Raw genomic sequence first — 19808 nt, forward strand, 5'->3', positions numbered from 1 at the left:
CTGCTAAATGTTTTGCCTAGTGTAAAAACGTGCTGTGTGGGTTATTTTTAAACTGCATATATTGATGATTGAACTCATTGATTGATAAGGGTTCGCTGAAGTAATATCCTTGGTAGTTTCCACACCCATGAGCGTTGAGTAATTGAAGTTGCTCATCAGTCTCTACTCCCTCTGCAATAACGTTCAGTCCCAAGCTGTGAGCCATTGTGATAATGGTGAGTACAATCGTTTTGTTGCTATTGTCTGTAGCCAAGTCTCGTACGAAAGATTGATCAATTTTTAGTTGGCTCAGTGGTAACATTTTAAGATACTGCAAAGATGAGTAACCTGTACCAAAATCGTCTAGTGAGAATTGAATACCTATTTCACCTAACGTGTTCATCGTGTGAATAACATATTCAATATTATCAATCAACATACTTTCTGTGAGTTCTAGTTTTAGTTTGGTATTGTCTATATGGAAAGATCGAATGCTATTTTTCACTTGATTAGCAAAATCAGGCTGTAGAAATTGTTTTGCACTGACATTAATAGCCAAAGAGAAATCTTTAGATGCTTGGTCTAGTTGCCACGCTTGTAATTGTAGGCATGCTTGATTCAACACCCATTCCCCAATCTGAGTGATGAGGCCTGTTTCTTCAGCTACTGGAATAAATTGAATCGGTGAAATGATTCCGCGCTCTGGGTGCCTCCAGCGAATCAATGCTTCAGCCCCAGATGGTTGTCCTGCACTGTTCATTTGAACTTGATAGTACAACTCAAATTGTTTTTGCTCGATTGCTTTTTTAAGTTCACGTTCAAGATCAACACGCATGTTAATCGTTTCTTGCATCAGTGGGTCGAAGAATCTTAAGGTGTTACGACCTGCTTTTTTTGCCTGATACATTGCAATGTCTGCATGTTTTAACAGATCTTCTGATGACTCCTGATGGCCATTAAATAGTGAAATGCCGATACTTGGCGTACTCAAATACTCATGGCTTTGCAGTTGATAAGGTTGGTTTAGAGACATCAGGATTTTATCACCGATGGCTTCGATTTGATGGGCAGCTTCGACGTCGTTTGCGCTCAGATTTTCAACAAGCAAAACAAACTCATCGCCACCAAGCCTTGCTACGCTGTCACCTTCGCGTACGCAGTTGCTCAAACGCAACGCTACTTGCTTGAGTAGCATGTCTCCATAGTCGTGCCCAAGTGTGTCGTTTAATGATTTAAAATGATCTAAATCCAGAAAGACCAATGCACCATAATTACCACTGCGTGTGCTGTTGACTAATGCTTGTGTAAGTCTGTCAGAGAACAGTCTGCGATTTGGCAGATTGGTTAGTGGATCGAAGAAAGCTAAGTTTTCAATTCTTTCCGAGGCTGCTTTAGCAACGGAAATGTCTGTAAACATCCCAACGTAATTAGTGGTTTGGCCGTCTGCGTCTTTCACTGCGGTGATCGTCAGATGTTCTGGGTAAATCTCGCCGTTTTTGCGTCTATTGATGATTTCGCCACTCCAGCTCCCTGTTTCTCTTAGGCTTGTATAGATATTGCGATAAAACTCACCACTTTGTCGGCCAGATTTCAGAATATTTGGTTTTTTCCCTGTGGCTTCTTCGGCTTCGTATCCAGTAATATCAATAAAGGCTTGATTGACACGTAGAATATTGAAGTTTTCGTTAGTGACTACAATTCCTTCCTGTGACTCAAATGCCGTTGCAGCGATACGCAACTGCTGTTCAATTTTTTTTCTCTCAGTAATATCTGTATGTGTACCGATCATCCGTAATGGATTACCTTGATCGTCTCTTGAAACAATCATACCCCGACCTAAAATCCATTTGTAACGATTATCTTTGCATTTGAGTCTATACTCTACAACGTAAAGTGCTGTTTTTCCTTCAAGATAATCTTGCATCGTTTGTTTCACATAAGCAACATCGTCATGATGCACGCGATCTGCCCACTCTTGATTGGTAGGTAAAAGCTCATTTTCATCATAACCTAGCATTTCTTTCCAGCGTTTAGAGTATTGAGCTTCATCCGTAGCAATGTTCCAATCCCACACGCCATCCCCTGCGCCTTCAATGGCAAATTTCCAACGGAACTCGCTATTTTTCAACTCTTCAATATTTTCTTTGAGTGCTTGCGTGCGTCTCGCAACTTCTTCTTCTAATTGCTCGTTTTTTGATAGAAGTGCTTGGTCTCTTTTCTCAATTTCCTCCAACATGCGATTAAATTGATCAGTAAATATACCAAGTTCGTCATCCCCAATTTTTTTGACGCGTAGCCCATACATCCCTTTTTTTGCGATATCTTTTGCACTGTTAATCAGCAAATTAATAGGCGTCATCATATGATCAATGAGTCGTCGCATTAGTAGTAAGCTCAGTAGCAATGCAACGACAGTGATGATCAGTGAGATTCCAAGTGTGATTAAAATCTCATGTAATACAATGGAGGTGTCAAAGCGAATACTTATGTTACCTAAAGGCGTATTTTTTAATGTCACGTGTTCGGTGACATACGTACTAGGGCTTATACCTAGAAAATTTCCTAGCTGGCTTAATAAAGCATCGTTAGGCACAAACAGATAATCATTGCTAAGTGTCTGTTTTTCAAATTTTTTCTTGGCTAGTACCGTGCCATCCACTCTTAACACTTGAGCGTCTAATACGTCAGCTCTTGCAGAAAGTGATTGCAATATTTCTTGAGCTGCACGCGCATCATTAAAAACAAGAGATGATTGACTATTTAACGCAGTAATTTTAGCTAGAGTTTCAAGTTCGGAATGTACAGCTTGTTTTTCATTATTAATTTTGTAAATAGCCCCGAATATAAAAGTGAGGCTCAGTGAGGTTAAAACAGTAATCAGCACCAAATGGCGAATCTCGCCACGTATGGATTTTTTTGGCTGAAGCCGCGGTGTTGTATCCATTTCATTGGTTGGGTATGTGTTCATTCTCAAGCTTGCTCATCTAGTTATATTTTGACTGTGTAGTGAATTTAGATATCAAATCACATAGCGCGCCATTTTAAGCAATTTGGAGCTGATATTTATTTTTGAGCTGTTAGCAAGCGTGTAATTAATATCAAAAATAAGTTTATTCTTATCTAAAAATAGGCCAACCATTAGGCCCATACGGAAAATCTCTTCATTATCTGTCACGGTTAATATTGATTTATTCTCAAGTAGCTTCAGCACGGATTCTGTATTTTTTAATTCAGATTTATCAATAAACAAAACTTGGCAGAAATCTGCTCGCTTAACATCAGTCAAATAGCTTAATTGAATTCTCATGCCGGTATTTCTTGAGCGTGATAAGGTGCTTAACGAGGAGCCAAAGCTGTCATTTCCAAGAATACATAGTCTTACAGTGTTGTTTGTCGGTGTGTTGATTGCGTTTTCTGGCCACTCCGTGAACATTGCTAAGTTATATAAATAGGCTGCTTTCATATCATACTCAGGAATCGGCGCTGGTATTGCGGTAAGCGGTAGCGTCGCTAAACAAAAAGCGATGATAAAACGCAAGTTTATAAACACGTTAGTCATCTGAAGTTATAAATCACGCGCAACCAATAGTTGCGGTCATTTTGTCTGATAGTGGTTTGAAGCTCATTGCTTTTAGGTGCAACATGGTCGTAGTCGCGATTGAGTAAATTGCGAATACCAAAAGCAAGGTCTGTATTAGGTAGTAAGTTATTGGTTGAAATAGTCAGATTGGCTAAGCTATACCCCCCCGTATCAATATAATGACCGCCAATCTTATCTTCCGTGTAGCGTTTGCTATAGGCCTGCAACTCAAATGCTAACCGCCAGTTAGGGCTTAATAGTGGAGTGGATAGATTCATTTTACCAATTTGGCGAGGGATGTTAATCATGGGCTCGCCGTTGTCTGCCTTAGCGTTCTGGTAAGCGACACTGGTGCGTAGACGAATATCGTTACTCCAGTGTTTTTCAAACTCTACTTCGATACCATTCGTGCTTGCACCAGAAGTGTTTTGAAATTGCTTATCGCTAGAGCCAGGTAACGTTTCGTTTCTTAGATAATCTTCAGTGGATTGATGATAGAACGTTGAGAGAACGCGTGTGCTTTTATCTGGGTGGTGCTCTAGCACCAATTCCGTTGCCTGGATTTTTTCAGGGTCTAGGTTTGGGTTTGCTCTTTGAGAGTTATATATTTCATCAGCGTAGTATTTCTCAAATGGATTCGCGCGGCGGAAAGCACTGCTCCAGGAGAGCTTCATTACCGTGGATTCTACTGGTTTGTAGGTCAAGGCTAGCCTTGGGCTAATGTTGCCCAGGGTGCGGTCATTAGAGTCTCTATTTATATCATAACGTGCACCAATGTTCGCCATCCACTGCTGATTGAGTTTAATCTCATCCTGTGCGTACAAACTAAGAGTTTTCTCACTATTGCTGGCATTCAGCCCTGACATGCCCTGATACCGGATTGATAGTTCCTGCTCAAAGTCATCGCGATACTCTACACCCAATAGGATGCGGTGATTATCGAACCAAGTGCCAATGAATTGTGTATTAAGTCCCCACCATTGACCTGTCGATTGCTCTACCCAAGGTGTTGTGTATGTGCTTAGGCCATCGTATTTGTAATTACCGTAATAAGCTCGTAATGACATCTGCACATATTTGCTGAACTGGCGGTCGTGGCGGATGCTGCCTTGTAATGAAGTGTCTTCGTAGTTGTAAGGAGTATTGAAATCTACCTTGTAGGGTGCTGTGGGAACATCTTTTTTACGATTACTATAGGCTAACTCACCAGACCAGCCGTCATATTCTACTTTTCCCAAAAAATGATGACTGCTTTGGTCGTCTAGGTTGCGGGCAACTCCATCACTTGAGCTAGAAACAGCATCTGCATAATAGTAGTTCTGACCGACACTATTAAAGCCAGATGCGGATAAAAGAACTTCTGCATCATTATCTAGCCGCTTACCATAGTTAACTTTAAACTCTTTACTGCCGTAGCTTGCAGCCTCACCAATCACTTGTACACCGTTAATATCGTGACCTTGTTTAGTGATGATATTAATAATGCCAAAAAAAGCATTATTGCCATAGATTGCAGAGCCTGGGCCCGACACATACTCAACACGCTCAATCAGTGATACATCAATAATGCCTGTATAGCCAAGCCCAGCACTATTGTAGATATTGTTATTCACCTGATTGCCATCAAGCAACAACATGATGCGCCCAGTAAAGTCGCCAGGCCGTCCAAAGCCACGCCCTCCCAGAAATGAATAAGCACGGTCCTCAGTAATATTTAAGCCGCGCATGCTAGCCAGTATTTCAGCAAGCGTGCGATAACCTTGATCTTTAATATCTTTTGACGTCACGATACTAACTGCAGACGACGCGGCACTCATCTGGCTAGCTATTTTAGAAGCGCTAGTGACTTCCATGTTAGCTAATTGCTCAAATGGCATTGATAATAGATCATCTGACCATGGCTCAGCGTCACTTTGAGCAAGTGCAATAGGGCTAACTCCTATCAGTGCCAGATAATAGAAACATTTGTGCAATTGATTGAAATCCCTATTTTTTCTAGTTATTTAGGTGATTAAGACTAGGTCATTAAGATGAGTGAAAACTCATCAGCAAGTTAGCTAAACCTAATTAATTAGGTTTAATAGTACAGTCAAAGCGGGCGATTGATGGTTGATTTATATCAACCACTGCACGTTTTCAGGAGGGGAGTGTAGAGCAGGCCTGCAAAGCACTAATTGCAGGCCTTAACGAGCTTAATGGTTACTCAATTGCCAATAACTCAACTTCAAAAATCAACGTTGCATCTGGGCCAATAGCACCGCCGCTACCGTTTGCGCCATAAGCTAGATTTGATGGAATGGTTAACTCAAATTTGCTACCCACGTTCATCAACTGCAAACCTTCAATCCAACCCGCAATCACGCCAGTCACTGGGAAAACGATAGGCTCGCCACGGTCGTAAGAGCTGTCAAATACTGTACCGTCAATCAAAGTACCTCTGTAATGCACTCTTACTTTGTTACTTTTGCTAGGTTTTGCACCATCGCCAGCAACTAGTGATTTATATTGCAGGCCACTATCTGTGGTAATCACGCCTTCTTTTTTCGCGTTTTCAGCCAAGTAAGCCGCACCTTCAGCCTGGTTTTTTGCTGATTGCTCAGCCTGTGCTGCCATTTGTCTTTCTTGGCTCTCTTTTTGCACTTGCTCAACTGTGCTGCGTTTTTCTGCATCAGTTAAACGTGATGGCGTGTCCGCCATTACATCTTTAACTGCCAGTGCAACTACGTCTGCGTCTAAGGCTAGGCCGTCATTTTTAAGCTGATGTGCCATGTTTTCACCAACAATATAGCTCAAGCGTTGGGTTAAAGTTTCTAATGCAATTGTCATTGTGTTCTTTCGTTGTTTGAAGGGGGTGCTTTTAATGCGAGTGACGCAAGCGGCGTAAACCGTAATTATGACGGAGAATGGTGGAGAAAACAAAATCACTCAGGGTGAGTTGGCTGATTTTGTGATTTAATACTTGATTATATCTCCCTCGTATTTCATAAACGAGGTTAAACCATAACGGGAATAAAATGAGCGCAAACAACAATAACAAAATAATTTTAGAGGGCTGTATTTCTCAATATCAGCATGAGAATCAACTGCTATCAGTTGAAAGTGAGATTTTTGAACTCTTCACTATTTCTCAGATTACTAAACATATGAATATCACATATGAAAACATCTATAACTCAATAGTTGATGGTGGTAATGACGGAGGAATTGATTCAATTTTAATAATTGTTGATGATGAAGTTGTCGAGTCGATAGATGAGCTAGATGAGTTAAATTTATCCAGCTCAAGCAAAACAAGGTTTTATATTAGTCAATGTAAGAAAGAAAACTCTTTTAAAGAGTTAACTATAGATAAATTAATATCATCGTGTTCAATGATTTTTGATCTTGAAAAAGATGAAGCTTATTTGACGGCTAGATTCAACGCCGATCTTTTAGAAAAAATACTAATCTTACGTGCTGCTTGGATTAAAACTTCAATTAAAGGTGGAAGCTTATCAATAGAGCTAAACTATTGTTGTGTAGCACCCAAAATAGAAATAAGCAGTTCATTTACATCAAAGCGAACTCAGTTAGAAAAATTGATAAGTGATAAATGCTCGACTCCTGAAGTGAAATTCATCTGCTATAGCAGTGAAGAGCTCTTAAAGTTTTATCAAGCTAGGAAACCCTCTAGATTTACCCTTACATTTAAAGACAATCCACTTTCAACATCGTTTGGTGAAGCTGGTATTGGCTATGTAGGTACAGTTAAATTGGGTGACTATAAAAAGTTTTTAACTGATGATGACGGTTCGATTAAAGATTATATGTTTGAAAGCAATATACGCCACTTCCAAGGTTCGGCAGTTGATGTAAATAAAAAAATTGCAAAAACGATTACTGAAAATAGCCAAAATGACTTTTGGTGGCTTAATAACGGAATAACAATCATTGCAGAAAACCCAAATCAGGCAAGTAAACTTTTGTCAGTGGATAATGTTCAGATTGTTAATGGACTGCAATCATCTTATACAATATTCAATGCGCATGATGGATCAACGAGTGATGAAAGATCTGTTCTCGTTAAAGTCATCATAAATAAAGATAAAGAAACTATCGATAAAATTATCGAGTCAACAAATAGCCAAAATGCAGTGTCATCAACTGCTTTAAGAGCGACAGAAAATACTCAAAGGAAAATCGAGATATTTTTTCTGAACGAGGGGTATTTTTATGACAGGCGTAAAAATTACTACAAGAACCAAGGTAAACCAGCATCAAAAATATTTAGCATCCAATTTACTGCTCAAGCTATAGAAACTATAGGTTTTGATGGCCCTCACACAGCAAGATCAAAACCAACATCGCTAATAAAAGACGATAAAGCATACAACAGGATTTTTGACTCTAGTAAGCAATTCAAATCATATTTAAATTGTTGCTTGATACTTAAAAAAACAAACGAGTATTGGGGTTTGATTGAAGAAGCTCATTTGAAAAAAGCTACTACAAACTTGAAACTACATCTAGCAAGAATAGCCACTTCTATTGTACTAAATAAAACAGAATATAACTTTGAAGACTTAGCTATTATCGACCTAAACAATTACACTAAAGAAAGCTTCAAAATATCTTTGGACTTACTAGTCTCAAGCATTAATTCATATGTAACTGCCAACCCAAATGTCAACTTAATAAACATGGCAAAAAGTAAACCATTTACAGAACATTTAAAAGATAACATTGAGGTTTACATCAGCTTATAGACTGATTTCATTCTGAAACTAACTAAATAAATAATATAAATCCAATAGCCCAATTCTGACTTTTTGTCTGAATGTGTAAGTAGATTATGTAACTAAAACAACCTCATCTCAGTGCCCAAGTTCGCAACTTGGGGAGCATCATTACATTAACATTATCAACTATAAAAAAGCCTCGCAATGCGAGGCTTTTTATTTATCTTGCAGTTGGCTACATCTGCATTCCAGCTTCAATTCGAAGGTGAGGCTAGGCGGTAAGCCGTTTGCAACGAAGGCAGTACGTTTAGTACGACTAGGCGCAAACGGTGAAACCAACAACGCATCACCAAAGAAGTGAAGAGTGGAATTACATCATACCGCCCATGCCGCCCATCCCACCCATATCGCCGCCCATCGCTGGTGCGTCGTCTTTAGGTAATTCTGCAACCATGCAGTCAGTTGTTAGCATCAAGCCAGCTACTGAAGCCGCATTTTGCAATGCTGAACGGGTTACTTTAGTTGGGTCTAGCACGCCCATCTCAACCATATCGCCGTAGGTTTCGTTAGCAGCGTTGTAACCGTAGTTACCTTTACCAGCTGCAACGTTGTTCACCACTACTGATGGCTCAACACCTGCGTTTTGTGTGATTTGGCGTAATGGCTCTTCAACAGCGCGCAATACGATTTTGATACCCGCTTCTTGGTCAAGGTTGTCACCTTTAACTTTAGAGATAGCATCACGTGCACGAATCAACGCTACGCCACCACCAGCTACGATACCTTCTTCAACTGCTGCGCGTGTTGCGTGCAATGCATCTTCAACGCGTGCTTTTTTCTCTTTCATCTCGATTTCAGTTGTCGCGCCAACCTTGATCACTGCAACACCGCCAGCTAATTTAGCTACGCGCTCTTGTAGTTTTTCACGGTCGTAGTCGCTTGTTGCTTCTTCGATTTGTGTTTTGATTTGTGTGATACGTGCTTTGATTGTATCTTCAACGCCAGCGCCGTCAATGATGATGGTGTTTTCTTTACCTACTTCAATACGTTTAGCTTGACCTAGGTCTTCTAGCGTTACGTTTTCAAGTTTCAAGCCAACTTCTTCAGCAATCACTGTGCCGCCAGTTAAGATAGCGATATCTTCTAACATAGCTTTACGACGGTCACCGAAACCAGGTGCCTTAACAGCAACAGTTTTCAAGATGCCGCGGATGTTGTTCACTACCAATGTTGCCAATGCTTCGCCATCAACATCTTCAGCGATGATTAATAATGGACGACCAGCTTTAGCTACTTGCTCCAATGTTGGTAACAAGTCACGGATGTTTGAGATTTTTTTGTCGTGCAACAACACAAATGGATTGTCCATTAAAGCGATTTGACGCTCTTGGTTGTTGATGAAGTATGGTGATAGGTAGCCACGGTCAAATTGCATACCTTCCACTACGTCTAACTCGTTGCTTAGGCCTGAACCATCTTCAACAGTGATCACGCCTTCTTTACCTACTTTGTCCATTGCATCAGCAATGATTTGGCCAACTGAGTTATCTGAGTTAGCTGAGATAGAGCCAACTTGCGCGATTTCTTTGCTGGTTGTACATGGTTTTGATTGTGCTTTTAAATCAGCAACAGCTGCTTCAACTGCTTTGTCGATACCACGTTTTAAATCCATTGGGTTCATACCAGCAGCAACAGACTTCATACCTTCACGGATGATGGCTTGTGCTAATACTGTTGCAGTTGTTGTACCGTCACCAGCGATGTCATTGGTTTTAGAAGCAACTTCTTTCACCATTTGTGCGCCCATGTTTTCGAATTTGTCTTTTAATTCGATTTCTTTAGCTACTGAAACACCATCTTTAGTGATAGTAGGTGCGCCGAAAGAACGCTCTAACACTACGTTACGGCCTTTAGGGCCTAAAGTTACGCGCACTGCGTTAGCCAGTACGTTTACACCTGCTACCATTTTTTGGCGAACGTCATCGCCGAATCTTACATCTTTAGCTGCCATTTTTAACTCCTAAAATTTAGCAAAACATTCTTTGAATGTCTGCGAGATTAATTTAACTAATCACAATCTGAAAAATTCTTACCGTCATGAAATATGACGAGGTGAAACGGACTTAGCGCTAGGCGCGAACAAGTTTTTTTGCGAAAACAGTACATCAAGTACGACAAGCCAAAAAATTGTGAGCAACAACGCGATAAACCGTTGCAAGCCGTCAGATTATTCTACGATTGCCATGATGTCTTCTTCACGCATTACCAATAGCTCTTCACCGTCAACTTTAACGGTTTGGCCAGCGTATTTGCCGAACAACACTTTGTCACCTACTTTAACGTCAAGGGCAATCACTTTGCCGCTTTCATCACGTTTGCCTGAACCCACAGCTTGAATCACGCCTTGGTCTGGTTTTTCTGTGGCAGAATCTGGAATCACAATGCCAGATGCGGTTGTGCGCTCTTCTTCTGAGCGTTTAACAATTACGCGATCGTGTAAAGGACGAATTTTCATAGGGTTTCTCCTGATTAAGTCTTAAAATATGAATCTAAATATGGAATTGCATAAGTAACGCGGCATTTTAGCACTCGCGCACCTCGATTGCTAATTTGGGGTGCTAAAAATTAATTTCAAGTGCTGGCGATGATAATTTTTAAATAAATTCGTTTTAAATAGATGAGGTTATACGGTGGAATTTACTCAGTTAGGTAGCTCAGCGCTTAATGTGTCTAAAGTTTGTTTAGGCACCATGACTTATGGCGACCAAAACACAGAGGCCGAGGCGCATGCGCAACTGGACTATGCGTTGGCGCGAGGTATCAATTTTATTGATACGGCTGAAATGTACCCGGTACCACCCAAAGCTGACACTTATACGCGTACCGAATCTATGGTGGGTACGTGGTTAAAAAAGCAACCGCGTGACCAAATCATACTGGCAGGTAAAGTTTCGGGGCCGCGTCGTGGATTGGATTGGATTCGCGGCGGACCGCCATCGCTAGACCGTGCCAATATCCGTGCGGCTATTGAGGGCTCGCTGCAGCGCTTGCAGACTGATTACATTGATTTGTACCAGTTGCATTGGCCTGAGCGCAATGTGCCTATGTTTGGGCAGTATCAGTTTGACCCTGCCGGTGAGTTTGAGTCTGGGGTGTATCAGCAAGGCGAAGAAAAGGCTTGGGTGTCGATACAGAACCAGTTGGAAACACTGGCTGAGTTAGTGCAAGAGGGTAAGGTGCGCTATATCGGTTTATCTAACGAGCAGCCATGGGGCGTGATGGAGTTTGTGCGTATCGCGCAAGCTTACAATCTGCCACATATTGCCAGCGTACAAAACTGCTACAACCTGATTAACCGCGGCATGGAGTTTGGTATGAGCGAGGTCTTGTATCGGGAGAATGTCGGCTTGCTGGCGTATTCGCCGCTGGCATTTGGCCACCTAACTGCCAAATATATTGATAACCCAGAGGCAAAAGGGCGTGTCACTATGTTTTTAGGCTACGCACAGCGTTACAAAAAACCAGGTGTGGTGCCAGCCAGTGCTGCCTATGCCAAATTGGCGCGGGCGTATGGTCTGACCCCTACGCAATTGGCATTGAGCTTTGTGTATCACCGCTGGTTTGTGAGCAGCACCATTATTGGCGCCACCACCATGCCGCAACTTACAGAGAATATTGATGCTTGGGATACCAAGCTCTCAGCAGAGGTACTGCAAGAGATTGAACAGCTGCATTTAACCATGATGAATCCGGCGCCTTAGTGGCGGGGCTAGTTTGCCCCGCTTGCCATCGTGCAAGCTGATTAGATATGGTATTTAATATAACCATAATCTAAATAATGTCTTTATCTTGCGGTGCTGTCTGCATTACAATCATAGTATTGTTTTAACAAGCCTCATTTAATCGCTTAGAAAGTAATGTATGTCGCAGCTTCCATCATGTCCGCAATGCCAATCTGAATATACCTATGAGGATGGTGATCGCTATGTTTGCCCAGAGTGTGCACATGAGTGGTTGATTGCTGGTGACGCAGATAATCATGCGGATGAATTGCGCGTGATTAGAGATGCCAATGGCAATGTGCTGCAAGATGGAGACACCATTACCGTGATTAAGGACTTGAAAGTAAAAGGCTCTTCTCTAGTAGTGAAAGTAGGCACTAAGGTTAAAAATATACGCCTGGTAGATGGTGATCATGACATCGACTGCAAAATCGATGGCATAGGCGCCATGAAGCTAAAATCCGAGTTTGTAAAAAAAGCGTAATAAAAGCTTGGTATAAAGCTTGCTGTTTTAGCCGTACTGCGTAGCCTTTATTTAAGCTTGTTTAGAGCTAGAGATGGTGGTGCGCTAAGAGTACGTGCTTCATCTCACTCTAACTAGCACTTCAACAAAAAGGCATTAATCTGTATATTGTGAGACATACATTAATCACACCAAGTTTGACAGTTAATGATGTCATGGTTTAGCCCACAACAATTACGTACGTGCTTTGCTTGTCTAGCTTCTTGTGTAGGCGTGTTGCTCAGCCTTTTCGTTATCGCGCCAGTCTATGCTAGCCCTAATCTGACGCCCAGTTTGATTGAGGGTAATTGGTATGCTGTGCAACAGCCTACTATACCGATTAAAGCCCTGCCATTAACTGGCGGTGATTTTGTATTTAATGGCACTCTGCATATTCCCGCTGCTGGTGATTATGTGATTGATTTCAAAAACACCAGTACGTTTGCGATCTTTAGACATAAGGTGTTAGATAGCCGCAATGTAGTGGTTGCTGAGTTAGAGGGCGGAATAAGCAGCACCGAAAGCAACCCCTTTACGCTAAGGCATGCGCGACTTTTGTATTTGGAAGCAGGTCAATACACGTTAGTGACTTCGCTTAAAACCCCTTACTTGATTGCACAGCCTCAGCCATATTTAGACTCAAAAACACATTACCAGCAGGCGATTAAGCTTGGTAATTTTATCTCGCTACTTTGTTTGGGTGTGCTAGCTGGATTGATGGCGTATTACATCGTGCTGGGTTTTATTCGTGTACAAATGGTGCATGGCATGTACGCGCTGTTTATTTTGGGCAATCTATTTTTGCAGGGAACATCGCTACTAGTGTTCTCTGATACCTTTGGCATCCATTACTTTTACTTGAGTGCGCTGCCTATATTGTTTTCAAATATCGCTTATGTTTTCTTTGTTAAAGGCTTGCTGAACATCCGTCAGCAACACAACCCTAAGCTATATCGATGTGTTCAATATGCAGTGGCGATATTAGTGTTGTTTGCAGCGTGGGGTATTTATTCTCCGCACTGGATGATGGAGATGGCGCGTTATGGGGTTGGCGTTTTTCTGAGTCTTGGATTGGCATGTGGTATTTACCTAAGTAGTAAAAAGAACATGACAGCGCGTTACTACTTGATTGCGATTCTGACCTTTTTTGTTTTAGGTGTTTTAACCATTACTGCTCAAAACTTCACCGGTTATACGCTTTATATTGAGCATTTGGGTTTGGTGGCGGTAACGGTAGAGGCATTGTTGCTGTCGTTTGTTCTCAGCTACCAGTTTAGTGAATTATTTAGAGAGAAAGAGCAAGTGCTGACAGCGCTGGGTCTCAGTGAGGCTCGAGTTAAAACCGATAAATTAACCGGGTTACCTAATCGCATGGCACTGGAAGCCACCATTCAGGAGTTGCCTAGGAACGGCAGTATTACAATACTGGATTTAGATCGACTCAAATACTATAACGATAATTTCGGACATGCCTACGGTGATAAACTGCTGTGCGATTTTAGCCGCTATCTACAGGCTAAATTAGATGGAGTTGCGACACTGCATCGTTTAGGTGGTGATGAGTTTGCAATTACTGCACATAATGCAGATGAGGCGCTGATTCAAGCGTTGCTGGATGAAACCGTAGCACATTTGCGCTCCAACGGTTTTGACTTGGTGGGCGTGAGTGCAGGTACCGCATTTATCTATGAGGAGTTAGATAACTGCAGCGTGGTGATGCATATAGCTGATCTGCGTATGTATGAGAACAAGCGCGCCCATAAGCGGGCGCAGAATGAGCAGTTTTATTAGCGCGGAAACGCCTTAGGGAAAAAGTTGACCGGCTGTGGTTCTTGTAGCTGCAAAATGTTTTTACGGATTTTACCCATCACATGCATCTCGCATGGTTTGCAATCAAATTTCAGTGTGTAGCGGTCATTGCCGTTAATCAGCGTCATCGGTTCTGCGGTGACGGTACCTTGCACGCCAATCACCCCTTTGGCTTCTTTCGGGCATAAGCCGTGGCTAAAGCGCAGACAATGCTTGGTAATCATGAGCGGAACTTCATCCAGCTCTTTGTTGGCTTCATAGGCGGCTGCAATCATTTTTACGCCGTGCTTCTCGTAAAACTGACGTGCTTTCTTGTTGTAGACATTGGCCAGATAGCTCAGCGTGTCTTCAGGGAAAATCGCAGGCGGTTGCGCAGCTTCACGGCGTGGTGGGCGTTGGTAGCCTAGGTCACGGGTTTGTTGCAATTGCTCAATCGCGTCGCGGCGTAAATTGTTAACGATAGAAGCTGGGATAAACCATGTTTGTGCGGTGTTGATTGCTATGCTTTGCGCGCTGAAATCGGTGCCGCCTAGTTTGCCTAGGTTATCGCGCAGGCTGTTTTCTGCTTTTTCCACATTTTGTGCGTTTTGCTTTTCTGCTTCGCAAGTGGCAGTGGCGCTAAAGCCACTTTCGTCGGTAACGCTTAACGCAAAGCCATTGGCGGTTTCGTAAAAATCCATGGCAACCGGTATTTTGCGCTGTGCGGAGTCCTTCTCCAGCAGGCGCATAAAAGCGTGGTCGCGGTTGCGGTAAACGGTCATGTTGCGCGTTAGACCAGTTGGCATTTCGTTCGGGTAGAGTCGTTTGCCTTCTACCGTGTTGACACGTAAGCCGACCAGCTCTTTATGAATATCGAAAAAGCATACACCGTCGCCGTTGTGTAGCTCAATATTGGTTTCCACCTCAAAGTAATCGTTACCTACCTTGGTGACTTTACCTAGTGCTTCGCCGGAGAATTTAGGCGTATCAAACGCGCCAATATCGGATTGGCGACCGTTGACGAAATAATCAGTGGCGCTGCGGTTAAAGGTTTTTTCCGGCTGTGGTGTAAAAGTATAGGTGGCGTGGCCAGATGATGATTTTGCCAGCTCAGGTCTGTCATTTAAGATTTCATCAATCAATTCACGGTAATGCGCGGTGGCATTTTTGACATAAGGTAAGTCTTTGTAGCGGCCTTCAATTTTAAAGGAGCTGACACCAGCGTCTATCAACGCGCGTAAGTTTGCGCTTTGGTCGTTATCTTTCATGGATAAAAAGTGTTTATCCTTGCCAATAATGCGGCCTTTTTGGTCTTCTAGCGTAAACGGCAGGCGGCACTCTTGTGAGCATTCGCCACGGTTGGCACTGCGGCCAGTATGGGCATGGCTGATAAAGCACTGGCCGCTAAATGCGACGCATAGCGCACCGTGAATAAAGAACTCTAAATTACAGGTGGTGGCGTCAGCAATCTGTTTGATTCTTTTTAAATCCAGCTCGCGCGCTAATACAATCTGTGAAAAGCCAACTTGGTCTAAAAATACCGCTTTTTCTACGGTGCGGATATCGGTTTGTGTGCTGGCGTGTAGCTGGATTGGCGGTAAATCCATTTCCAACAGCCCCATGTCCTGCACGATCAGTGCGTCTACTTCAGATTCATACAGCTGTTCTACTAATTGGCGTGCACCTTCCAGCTCGTTATCATGAAAAATGGTGTTCAGTGCTACAAATACTTCTGCGTGGTAGCGATGTGCGTGTTTCACTAGGCGTGCAATGTCAGCAATGGTGTTGGGTGCCTTGGCGCGTGCGCCAAAAGCTGGGCCGCCGATATATACCGCGTCTGCGCCATGATTAATGGCTTCAATGCCAAAATCGGCATTTCTGGCAGGGGCGAGTAGTTCTAAATGGCGGCGAGTTTTTTGCATGGGACTTTTACTTGGAGCTTAGCGAGAGATGATCAAGGTTGAATTTTAGACTAAACAACAGCTTATGACGACATTTGATTGACGATATTTGATTTCTTGGCAGGTGAAAAACTTCGTACAATTATCGTACAATTCAGCCATGAGTAATCAAAACCTATTAAACCGCAGTATGCAATCTGTGTGGCATCCGTGTACGCAGATGCAGCAACATGAGTCCTTTCCATTAACGCCGATACAACGCGGCGATGGCGTCTGGCTTTACGATGCAGACGGCAAAAAATATTTAGACACCGTTAGTTCCTGGTGGGTGAATTTGTTTGGGCATAACAACCCACGCATCAAAGACGCCATCAAGCAGCAATTGGATACTTTAGAACACGTCATGTTAGCGGGCTTTACCCATGAGCCTGTAGTTGCACTGTCTGAACAGTTGGCAGAGCTGACTGGGCTAGGCCATGCGTTTTACGCGAGTGACGGTGCTAGCGCTACTGAAATTGCGCTCAAAATGAGCTTTCATTATTGGCGTAATATTGGCCAGCCCACTAAAACCAAATTTATCAGCCTGCAAAATAGTTACCACGGAGAGACACTAGGCGCGCTGGGGGTGACGGATGTTGCGATTTTTAAAGATACCTATGCACCATTGTTAATGCAATCTGCGCAAATGCCTAGCCCTGATTTTAGGTTGGCAGAAGTGGGTGAGAGTGCGGCAGATTATGCTTTACGTTGCGCAGCGCAATTAGAGCAGTATGTAGCGCAGCATCACACTGAACTGGCGGCCTTTATTATTGAGCCTTTGGTGCAGTGTGCCGCTGGCATGGCAATGTACCATCCAGTGTATTTGGCTAAAGCGCGCGAAATTTGCAGTAAATACCAAGTACATTTGATTGCCGATGAAATTGCGGTTGGGTTCGGTCGCACTGGCACTATGTTTGCCACTGAGCAAGCAACGAGTGAGCGCTGTAAGGTAAGTGATATCGCAGATTTTGTCTGCCTGTCTAAAGGCATTACCGGCGGCTATTTGCCACTGTCTGCGGTGCTGACAACCGATAATGTCTATCAGGCATTTTATGACCCAAGTACCGTGCGCGGCTTTTTACATAGCCATAGTTATACGGGTAACCCATTAGCATGCAGCGCCGCATTGGCTACGTTGGCTATCTTTAAAGCAGACCATGTGGTGCAAAATAATCCGGTACGATCAGACGCAATTGTGCGTGAAATGCAAGTGCTCACTGACTTGCCGATTCAGCATTTACGGCATCAAGGCATGATATTCGCGTTTGATGTGGTCACCAATAACCAGCAGTTTTCTAGGCAGTGCTACCAGCTTGCCATGCAGCACGGTCTGCTGTTACGCCCGATTGGCAACACCGTCTATTTCATGCCGCCGTACATCATGAGTCGGGACGAAATTGCCTTTATGGTGCGCAACACGCATCAGGTGATTAAGCAAATTCTATGAAAAAATTCACATTCATCGTAAGCCTCATGCTGCTGAGCGGACTGGCGCATGCCGAGCTGCCTAAAACAGTTGCGGCTGAATTGGCACAGTCCGGGGTGCCTGCCAGTGATGTATCTATTTACGTGCAGGCGGTAGATAGCCGTGTGCCAATCTTAAGTCACTATGCAGACAAAAGCATGAACCCTGCATCAGTGATGAAAATGGTCACGACCAATGCCGCCCTGGATTTGCTCACACCAGCTTACCGCTGGAAAACCGAGCTGTATCAAGACGGCCTTATCAAAGATGGCGTATTAAACGGCAATTTAATCATCAAAGGCTATGGCGACCCTAGCTTTAAAGTGCAGGATTTTTGGCGCCTATTGATGAGCCTAAAGCAGGCTGGGGTGGAAAAAATCAACGGCGATTTGCTGATAGATAAAAGCTACTTTGCTGATGATGTTGATAATGGTGTTAGCTTTGATGATGAAAAATGGCGTGCTTACAATGCAAAGCCTAGCGCGTTTTCTGTGAATGGTCGCAGCACCAGCTTTCGTTTTCTTGCCAATGAAATTGGGGTGAGCGTCAATCAGGAGTTTGAGTTACCTGAGGTGGCGATAGTTAATCACATGAAGCGGGTGGACGGAGACTGTGGCAATTGGCGCGGCAGAATGAGCTATGACATCCAGCCTTATGGTAGCCAATCAGTCGGCACCCAAAATAAGGCAGCGAAAGCTGTGGTAAGTTTTAAGGGAATATATGCTGCTGATTGTGGCGAACGTTATATCGAGCTTAGTTTGTTTGACGATACGCAGTACGCTTTCTTTACCTTTAAAAAACTATGGCGCGAATTAGGGGGTAGCTTTGACGGAAAATTAAAGCTGCAGCCAGTGCCAGCTAATGCCAAAAAGCTGCTTGAGCAAGCGTCTGAGCCTTTAGGTACGGTAGTGCGTGATATCAATAAGTGGAGCAATAACCTGATGGCACGGCAACTGCTGCTCACGCTGGGTGCAGAAAAATCGGGGGCACCAGCTACTATGCAAAAGGGTGCTGCTGCCATTCAGGATTGGTTGTCCACCAACGGCTTAAGTTTTAAAGGGCTGGTGATAGAGAACGGCTCAGGCTTATCACGCGTGGAGCGCATTAGCGCAGAGCATTTGGGTAAAATGTTAGTACGCGCTTACTTAAGCCCAGTGATGCCTGAATACATGGCGTCTATGCCGATATTGTCATTAGATGGTACGGTGAAACATAGGTTGGAAGAGAGTGCAGTGAATGGTCGGGCTCATCTTAAAACCGGCTCTATCAACGGGGTAAGCAGTATTGCCGGCTATGTGCTGAGCGCTAGCGGGCACCGCTATGTGATGGTGATGCTGGTGAATCACCCTAATGCGGGTGCCAGCCGCGATGCGCAGGATGCCTTGGTGGAGTGGGTACATCGCCTACCGTGAGCTAACGGCTATGCAGATTTTAAAGTATGATGACGGATTAAGTTTCTTCATTATTTAGATACAACATTTAAATACAATGCCACAGGACACACAATGAAATTATTAGGATCATTACTCGCAATCGTCTGCTTGTTAAGCTTAGGTGCATGTCAAGCCGAGTCGAATAAATCAACATCAGATAAGTCAACAGTAAAGGAAGCAAAAGCGATGTCAGAGCAAGTTAAAGAGTTACAAAAGATTGATACTTTAGTAGGAGAGGGTCGTGAGGCCGAGCCTGGTTTTAATGTTACCGTGCATTACACTGGTTGGCTGTACGACGCAGCTGCTAAAGATGGCAAAGGTAAAAAGTTTGATAGCAGCGTAGATCGCAAGCAACCTTTTGTATTTTTCTTAGGTGGTGGCCAAGTGATTCAGGGGTGGGACGAAGGCTTTGCTGGCATGAAAATTGGTGGTAAACGTACGTTGATTATCCCATCAGAAATGGGCTACGGTGCGCGTGGTGCAGGTGGCGTGATTCCACCTAATGCAGATTTGATTTTTGACGTGGAGTTATTAGGCGTTAAATAAAAATGTATTCTTCGTCAGCATACGGCGTTGCTTATAAAAAAATAATACCTTGCATACTATATGCATACTTTGGCT

General features: G+C 43.2%; 14 protein-coding genes. 7 read left to right on the plus strand and 7 right to left on the minus strand.

Features of this window, described 5'->3' with window-relative positions; all coding sequences use genetic code 11:
- Nucleotides 1-16: 16 nt before the first annotated feature.
- The 4 genes from MMOL_RS11880 to MMOL_RS02165 all read right to left on the minus strand — a co-directional run bounded on the left by MMOL_RS11880 (nucleotide 17) and on the right by MMOL_RS02165 (nucleotide 6385).
- Nucleotides 17-2947, minus strand: coding sequence for an EAL domain-containing protein (locus MMOL_RS11880; RefSeq protein ID WP_015831371.1), 2931 nt, complete (start codon nucleotides 2945-2947; stop codon nucleotides 17-19).
- Between the two features lie 51 nt (nucleotides 2948-2998).
- Nucleotides 2999-3517, minus strand: a complete 519-nt coding sequence (locus tag MMOL_RS02155) for a YfiR family protein (protein WP_187287225.1) — start codon at nucleotides 3515-3517, stop codon at nucleotides 2999-3001.
- Nucleotides 3518-3534: 17 nt separating this feature from the next.
- Nucleotides 3535-5376 (minus strand): TonB-dependent receptor plug domain-containing protein, encoded by a 1842-nt coding sequence (locus MMOL_RS02160; RefSeq protein WP_187287226.1) that lies wholly within the window; start codon nucleotides 5374-5376, stop codon nucleotides 3535-3537.
- Between the two features lie 382 nt (nucleotides 5377-5758).
- Nucleotides 5759-6385 carry a BamJ family beta-barrel-assembly machinery protein gene (locus MMOL_RS02165; protein ID WP_041928517.1) on the minus strand — a complete coding sequence of 209 codons (627 nt, stop codon included), beginning with the start codon at nucleotides 6383-6385 and terminating at the stop codon, nucleotides 5759-5761.
- A 188-nt stretch (nucleotides 6386-6573) separates the two neighbouring features.
- Here MMOL_RS02165 and MMOL_RS02170 point away from each other — a divergent pair, with 188 nt between their 5' ends.
- Nucleotides 6574-8304, plus strand: a complete 1731-nt coding sequence (locus MMOL_RS02170; protein WP_015831375.1) for an AIPR family protein — start codon at nucleotides 6574-6576, stop codon at nucleotides 8302-8304.
- A gap of 343 nt (nucleotides 8305-8647) precedes the next feature.
- Here MMOL_RS02170 and groL read toward each other — a convergent pair whose 3' ends face one another.
- Both groL and MMOL_RS02180 read right to left on the minus strand, forming a co-directional pair.
- The gene (gene groL, locus MMOL_RS02175; protein ID WP_015831376.1) at nucleotides 8648-10288 is read right to left on the minus strand and encodes a chaperonin GroEL; all 1641 of its coding nucleotides are present in this window, start codon (nucleotides 10286-10288) and stop codon (nucleotides 8648-8650) included.
- A gap of 216 nt (nucleotides 10289-10504) precedes the next feature.
- The gene (locus tag MMOL_RS02180) at nucleotides 10505-10792 is read right to left on the minus strand and encodes a co-chaperone GroES (protein ID WP_015831377.1); all 288 of its coding nucleotides are present in this window, start codon (nucleotides 10790-10792) and stop codon (nucleotides 10505-10507) included.
- Nucleotides 10793-10967: 175 nt separating this feature from the next.
- Here MMOL_RS02180 and MMOL_RS02185 point away from each other — a divergent pair, with 175 nt between their 5' ends.
- The 3 genes from MMOL_RS02185 (at nucleotide 10968) to MMOL_RS02195 (ending at nucleotide 14352) form a co-directional block, all read left to right on the plus strand.
- A complete protein-coding gene (locus tag MMOL_RS02185) occupies nucleotides 10968-12038 on the plus strand; it encodes an aldo/keto reductase (protein WP_015831378.1) in 1071 nt (356 codons plus the stop codon).
- Nucleotides 12039-12198: 160 nt separating this feature from the next.
- Nucleotides 12199-12543 (plus strand): zinc ribbon domain-containing protein YjdM, encoded by a 345-nt coding sequence (locus MMOL_RS02190; RefSeq protein ID WP_015831379.1) that lies wholly within the window; start codon nucleotides 12199-12201, stop codon nucleotides 12541-12543.
- 186 nt (nucleotides 12544-12729) lie between these two features.
- A complete protein-coding gene (locus tag MMOL_RS02195; protein ID WP_015831380.1) occupies nucleotides 12730-14352 on the plus strand; it encodes a diguanylate cyclase in 1623 nt (540 codons plus the stop codon).
- Here MMOL_RS02195 and MMOL_RS02200 read toward each other — a convergent pair.
- Nucleotides 14349-16271: a peptidase U32 family protein gene (locus MMOL_RS02200; RefSeq protein ID WP_015831381.1), complete on the minus strand. Its 1923-nt coding sequence runs from the start codon at nucleotides 16269-16271 to the stop codon at nucleotides 14349-14351. The two genes, MMOL_RS02195 and MMOL_RS02200, sit on opposite strands and share 4 nt — an antisense overlap.
- Before the next feature lie 139 nt (nucleotides 16272-16410).
- On the opposite strand from MMOL_RS02200, the gene bioA reads away from it, so the two are divergent.
- From bioA to MMOL_RS02215, 3 genes are all read left to right on the plus strand, one after another.
- Nucleotides 16411-17736 (plus strand): adenosylmethionine--8-amino-7-oxononanoate transaminase, encoded by a 1326-nt coding sequence (gene bioA, locus MMOL_RS02205; RefSeq protein WP_015831382.1) that lies wholly within the window; start codon nucleotides 16411-16413, stop codon nucleotides 17734-17736.
- Complete coding sequence (dacB, locus tag MMOL_RS02210) at nucleotides 17733-19166, plus strand: D-alanyl-D-alanine carboxypeptidase/D-alanyl-D-alanine endopeptidase (RefSeq protein ID WP_015831383.1); 1434 nt, start codon at nucleotides 17733-17735, stop codon at nucleotides 19164-19166. Before bioA ends, dacB begins: the two co-directional genes overlap by 4 nt.
- A 93-nt stretch (nucleotides 19167-19259) precedes the next feature.
- Nucleotides 19260-19733 carry an FKBP-type peptidyl-prolyl cis-trans isomerase gene (locus MMOL_RS02215; protein WP_015831384.1) on the plus strand — a complete coding sequence of 158 codons (474 nt, stop codon included), beginning with the start codon at nucleotides 19260-19262 and terminating at the stop codon, nucleotides 19731-19733.
- The last annotated feature ends 75 nt before the right edge of the window (nucleotides 19734-19808 follow it).

It is taken from the genome of Methylotenera mobilis JLW8 (genome assembly GCF_000023705.1).
Taxonomy (GTDB): domain Bacteria; phylum Pseudomonadota; class Gammaproteobacteria; order Burkholderiales; family Methylophilaceae; genus Methylotenera; species Methylotenera mobilis.